This window comes from Hoskinsella mucinilytica, from assembly GCF_045223415.1.
GTDB classification, from domain to species: Bacteria; Bacillota_I; Bacilli_A; order Erysipelotrichales; family Erysipelotrichaceae; genus Hoskinsella; species Hoskinsella mucinilytica.
Genome location: NZ_JBEQZJ010000085.1, coordinates 1 through 5,636, shown reverse-complemented (window position 1 = coordinate 5,636; position 5,636 = coordinate 1). Strand labels below are relative to the sequence as shown.

Sequence of the window (5,636 nt, the reverse complement as noted above, 5' to 3'; positions counted from 1 at the left end):
CATTAACTTAACAAAAAAATATACATCTATGAATGAATAAATCGAAAAAGTCTCAAAGTTGCCTTTTAAATAGGCGTTTTGGGCTTTTCTTTTTCTTAGAATTATGATAAAATAGATGTATAAAATATACATCTAAAAAATGGAGGCTATCATGAATTTTTTCAAACCTGTGAAATGTCCTGATCGTACTGTTCTTGTTCATTCTAAAAGCGGTACTTATGTCTATCTAACACAAAAAGTTGAATATAAGCCTGAGCTTCAGTGTTCAAGACCAAAACGTGTCGCTATAGGAAAATTAAATGAAGATGGGGATCTGATACCAAATAGTCAGTATTTTAAGCTCTTTGAAAAAGAAGAAATGTTACTTGATCCCAGTGATCGAGGTGATTTTATATCCTTTGGACCTAGGATGGTGTTTCATTTGATATCTGAACAGATTGGATTGTATGAAGTACTGTCATCTGTCTTCAAGAAAGAATGTGATATGATTTTAGACATTGCTTCCTTTATGATTATGAGCGAAAATAATGTGATGCAGTATTTTGAGGACTATGCATATAACCATGCTTTATTCAATGAAAAGGTTTTTTCGGATATAGCAATTGGTAGATTATTACAAGGGTTAAACATAAAAGATATTGATCTGTTTATAAAATCATGGGTAAAACTACATACAAACAAAGAAATCTATATCTCTTATGACTCTACAAATATGAACTGTGTAGCGGGAAGTTTAGAACTGGCGGAGTACGGACATGTGAAAGATAATCCGGATTTACCACAGATTAACGTATCTCTTGGATATGATCAGACAGATCAGACCCCGTTGTTTTATGAACTGTATCCAGGCAGTATCAATGATAATACGGAATGTGAGAAAATGGTTGAAAGAGCATATTATTATGACTGTAAGAATATAGGGTTCATCCTCGATAGAGGCTATTTCTCAGTACGTAATATCAAGTTTTTTGAGAACTTTGGATATGACTATGTCTTAATGACAAAAGGAAATACGAAATTTGTACAGAAGGCAGTGGAAGAATGTGCAGCTGTATTAAAGAATGGATATAGTGGATATATAGAAGAATACGAATTATATGGGATGACAGTTGAGCAAGATTTATTTGGAACAGATAGAAAACAGTATATCCATGTGTACTATAATGGAATACAGGCAGAAAGTGAAAAGCTACAATTGAATAATCGCTTAAAAAAGATGGACAGTGCAATGGAAGAAAAAGTACAGAGGAAACTACAGCGAAGAGAAGATTTAAAAAGCTATGAATCCTATTATAAAGTGAAATTTGATGGGAATGGCTATTTGCAGACATATCAACGTAAAGAAGATGCTATTCGGAAAGAGATATCAAAAATGGGATACTTTGTCATCGTAACCTCAAAGAAAATGGAAAGTAAGGAAGCGTTGAGCATCTATAGGGATAGGGATGCGGTAGAAAAGGTATTCCGGATGGAGAAGAGTTATCTAGGGTTTGATGTGTTTAGGGTACAGAATGTAGAAAAGTTAGAAAGTAAAGTATTCATTTCATTTATAGCGTTGATCATACGAAATGAGATCTATCGCTTATTGAAACCACTGTATAAAAAGAATCGAAAAGAATATACGGTACCGAAAGTATTGAGACAAATTGAGAGAATGAGATTAACAAAATTGTCAGATGAGAAATATCATTTACGGTATGCTCTTACAAGCAATCAGAAAAAGATATTAGAAAGTGTTAGCATAGGGGAAAAGGAATATAAAGAATATGCACAGAAAATAAAAGATCAGATTGAATGTTAATCTGGTCTTTTGTTTGTAGATGTATAATTTTAGTGAAAAGTTGACGATAATTCGTCTCCTCTCTTATCATGATATTAATATATATATGATATTTACGTTAATATAATACAATAATTTCATAAAATAAACAATGCAACAATTACTCATTTAATTGATTCAAGTTATCAATGTTTGATAAAAGCTCTCTATTTAGAATTCTTAATGCACCAAGATAAGCACTGATATTCTTATTCAAATCGTATTGATTCAGTAAGAGATTAATGAAATCTATGCAATCATAAATACTGCCAGTAACTTCAACAAAGACTTGTTCTTCTTTTTCACTCATTTTGAATACCTTCTTTGAATGATTTAAGAATATTAATCAAAATTTCTCTCAGTGTTTGTTTTGGTACTTTTTCATCTTCATAGATATGATTTAGAAGTTGTTTGAGTGTCAGTTTCATATTTGTTTTTACCTGCTTTCAGCATAAAATAAGCAACAATGACAGGAATAAAAGACATAATGTCAGCAATCGGAAAATGTCCTGCTAATATAGCAAACACTTCCAAACCTACAAATGCAATGAGTAGATATCTTGCAATTTTCTCTCCAATGGCACATCTTTTGTACTTGATCTGTTGCTTTTTCTCCTCTGGCAGTGCTTCAAATGCCTCTTTTTTAGCAATTGCCTTTGCCTGTCCATGTTTTACGATTTTCCAAGCAATTGGTGCAATAAGTGCTCCCATCGCAAAAATTTCATCACCCATTCTTGAATCATCTCTTCTGTAGTACATAGTAATACGCTCCTTTTCTTTTATGGATTTATCATCCTTACGCTTATGAGACAGATGAGTTTGAGGTTGGTTTTAATAAAATGGAAAAATTTCATTATTTTTCTGACATAATTAAAATAGTTGTTATGGTATACTTAATACGACGCATGGAGGGTGAGTTTATGAAAGAAATAATTACTGATGAATTTATAAAAGGATCAATCGATGATAATCTATTAAACAGAAATAAAAAATTAGTTAATGTGATCAACCTGATGGTAAAACAAGAAGAAAATTTGATCATATCTATAAATGGTGAATGGGGGAGTGGAAAGACAGTAAATGCTAAACAAGTAGAATATCTTTTAAATAATGATGAGTTATATACATCCATTTGTAATAAAAATTTCTAATGATAAAACAGGAATTTTATTATAATGCAGGGGAAAATGATACCATCATTATGTCTGTACAATCCTTGATATTTCAATAATCCGTAGTGGATGTTTTCATTTAAGTCGGTTCTATAGGATTAATTGGATGGATGATTTTAGTAATAATAAAATTAAAGCAAGTAGATTATGAGCAACTGATGTCAGGTATTAGCAATATAGAAGACTTGAAAATTTGTTCAAATAATGTAATTGATCAAATATTAAGTGAGAAAAAAATCGATTTATAATTATTATTTTGGGTGTTTACAAATAATATACAATTTTCTAAAACAGTAAGAGAAATTTATAGAAATGAGTATAACGGTGATCTATATTTACAACGATTCTATGATGTAATTATAAATTTGAATTATCATACATCGACAAAGATTAAATACGCTTCATTCATAATAAGCAGAGATTTAGAATAAGTTCATATCCGTAATGAAATTATAATAACCTTCATTAACTATTTTCAATTGAAGCTTAGAGAAGTTTATAAATTCATTAACTCTGTTAAAATTGCTGAGAGAATGCTAATCACAGATAGAGATTTTCCCAATGTTCAGTGTGAGCAAAATATTTCATTTAACCTAACATGTATAGCTTTTTCTATTAACACTACAAACCCTCTTGGTTTCAACTATTATGTTTCTAGTAATTGGATTGAATTTGCTTCATTTGTTTCAAATAATACAAACCTTCTCAATTGATTTGAGAATTTTAAATACTTTAAGCGAGGCATAAACGAAAATAGAGATGGAACACAATTACTGAAAGAAATCTATATTTGTATATTTGGTGATTTAAACGATACTAGTAGAGATAATTATATATTAAACTGTTTTATTCTTCATCTATAAAGCATGATATACAATCTATTTTAGAGCTAGAATCTTAATAAAACTAGAATATTATGTTATGTAACAAAGTATTAAGTAAAATTTCAATTTTAGTAATTTGTAAGGACAAAAGACCGTTCATATAAAATATATTTTAGAATTTTTACAAAAGTTTATGTATAAAATAACATAAAAGATACCAATCCCCTTATAATAGACAATTAATCTTATTTATTTTACTATTAATATAGATTATAATATAGATAATAAGCCTTGATTAGACTTAAATATCTGAATAGATTTTGGAGGGACATATGGCAACTTTTCGTGATTTAGAATTCGTTAAAAATTTGAAAGTAAAAGGAGAAACAAACTCTCAAGTATCATTGATGCGAGATCGTAGTAATGGGGAGTTGATTGTACGAAAAATTATATATGGAACAGATAATGTTTTATATAAAACTCTTTTTTTAAGAGAAATTAGAGCTTTGGGTGTGCTCAATAAATGCGAAAATATCGTTAACATGTATTTATATCATGATGATCTTAAAATTAAAAAAACTGATCAGCCAATTGGTATGATTTTAATGGAATATGTTGATGGATATTCTTTGAAAGATATTGACATAGTTGATTTGACTATTAAAGAAAAATTTAGGATTATAAAAGAAATTTTGAATGCTATGGAAACTGCACATTCATACGGAATCATTCATCGTGATCTAAACCCGTCTAACATTATGTTGGATAAAGAAGGTAAAGTGAAAATAATAGATTTTGGACTTTGTAAAATTAAAGATATGGTTAGTCAAGGTACTGTATATCAATTTGGAACAAATAAATATACAGCGCCTGAAATCAAATTTCATAGTGAAAATGCAACTGAACAAAGTGATTTATATTCGATTGGTGGGATAATATACTATTTATTTACCAATGAAGACCCAACAACTGCTAATGAATTTAAGAAAAAAATTGAAGATACTGCAGGAATTGATATTGAATTAAAACCTATTTTAATGAAATTGGTTGATGAAGATCCAACAGAAAGGTTTACTGATATATTTCAATTAAAAGATGCAATCAGTTCATTGATTATAAAGAAGTCTCAAATTGATAATCAAATCTTAATGATTTGTAGTAGTGATAGATACTGGGAATTGAAAAATAAAAATTTAATTCAAAAGAACGTTACATATAAACATGCGTTAGAGGTAGAGATACCATCAAATTTTATTGATATTTTTGGATTTGTTTCTGATGTAGAAAGTGGCTTATACACATTCTTGGGTCATAATTATTCTGTTAATTGTATATTCGATGAAAATTTCAATGTATTCAATATAGTAAGAGTAAATAAAACATCACCAAATTATCGTGAAAAACTAAAAAGAGATTATTTAAATTTGAATACTAAAATTAAATTTATTGAACAAAAAAATGCTTATAAATATTCAAAAAATAGTAGCCTTGAAATAAGGAATGAATTGTTAAATTATGATGATATGTTTAAATCAAGTAATAATGTAAACAAAATATTTTCTGAAAATTATGGAACATGGCGACAGTTGTTGGAATATATGCTTGAAGAAAAAAATAAAAGCATTATCAAGATTAGTTATGATAATTATAAAATTGATGGTGACATCCTCAAATTGAGATTAAGTGAAGGTTCTTATCTTGAAGGAATAGAATTAAGTCCTGAACTATCTTTCATTATTGAAAAACGCAATGGAAAACAATTAAAAAAACCTCAAATTATTGGTTATTACTATGATGATGGACTTGAAGCAGAAAGGGTTT

General features: G+C 28.7%; 5 protein-coding genes. 3 read left to right on the top strand and 2 right to left on the bottom strand.

The genetic code is table 11. The features are described from left to right. Nucleotides 1-151: 151 nt before the first annotated feature. Nucleotides 152-1,801: an IS1634 family transposase gene (locus UGRO018_RS17430; protein WP_416327789.1), complete on the top strand. Its 1,650-nt coding sequence runs from the start codon at nucleotides 152-154 to the stop codon at nucleotides 1,799-1,801. 139 nt (nucleotides 1,802-1,940) lie between these two features. Here UGRO018_RS17430 and UGRO018_RS17425 read toward each other — a convergent pair whose 3' ends face one another. Next, nucleotides 1,941-2,129 (bottom strand): hypothetical protein, encoded by a 189-nt coding sequence (locus UGRO018_RS17425; protein WP_416327788.1) that lies wholly within the window; start codon nucleotides 2,127-2,129, stop codon nucleotides 1,941-1,943. Nucleotides 2,130-2,206: 77 nt separating this feature from the next. After that, nucleotides 2,207-2,578 (bottom strand): hypothetical protein, encoded by a 372-nt coding sequence (locus UGRO018_RS17420; RefSeq protein ID WP_416327787.1) that lies wholly within the window; start codon nucleotides 2,576-2,578, stop codon nucleotides 2,207-2,209. A 161-nt stretch (nucleotides 2,579-2,739) separates the two neighbouring features. On the opposite strand from UGRO018_RS17420, the gene UGRO018_RS17415 reads away from it, so the two are divergent. Together UGRO018_RS17415 and UGRO018_RS17410 are read left to right on the top strand one after the other, a co-directional pair. Further along, nucleotides 2,740-2,970, top strand: coding sequence for a P-loop NTPase fold protein (locus UGRO018_RS17415; RefSeq protein ID WP_416327786.1), 231 nt, complete (start codon nucleotides 2,740-2,742; stop codon nucleotides 2,968-2,970). Nucleotides 2,971-4,147: 1,177 nt separating this feature from the next. Continuing rightward, nucleotides 4,148-5,636, top strand: a 1,489-nt coding sequence (locus tag UGRO018_RS17410) for a serine/threonine-protein kinase (RefSeq protein ID WP_416327785.1), incomplete at its 3' end; no start/stop codon positions are given.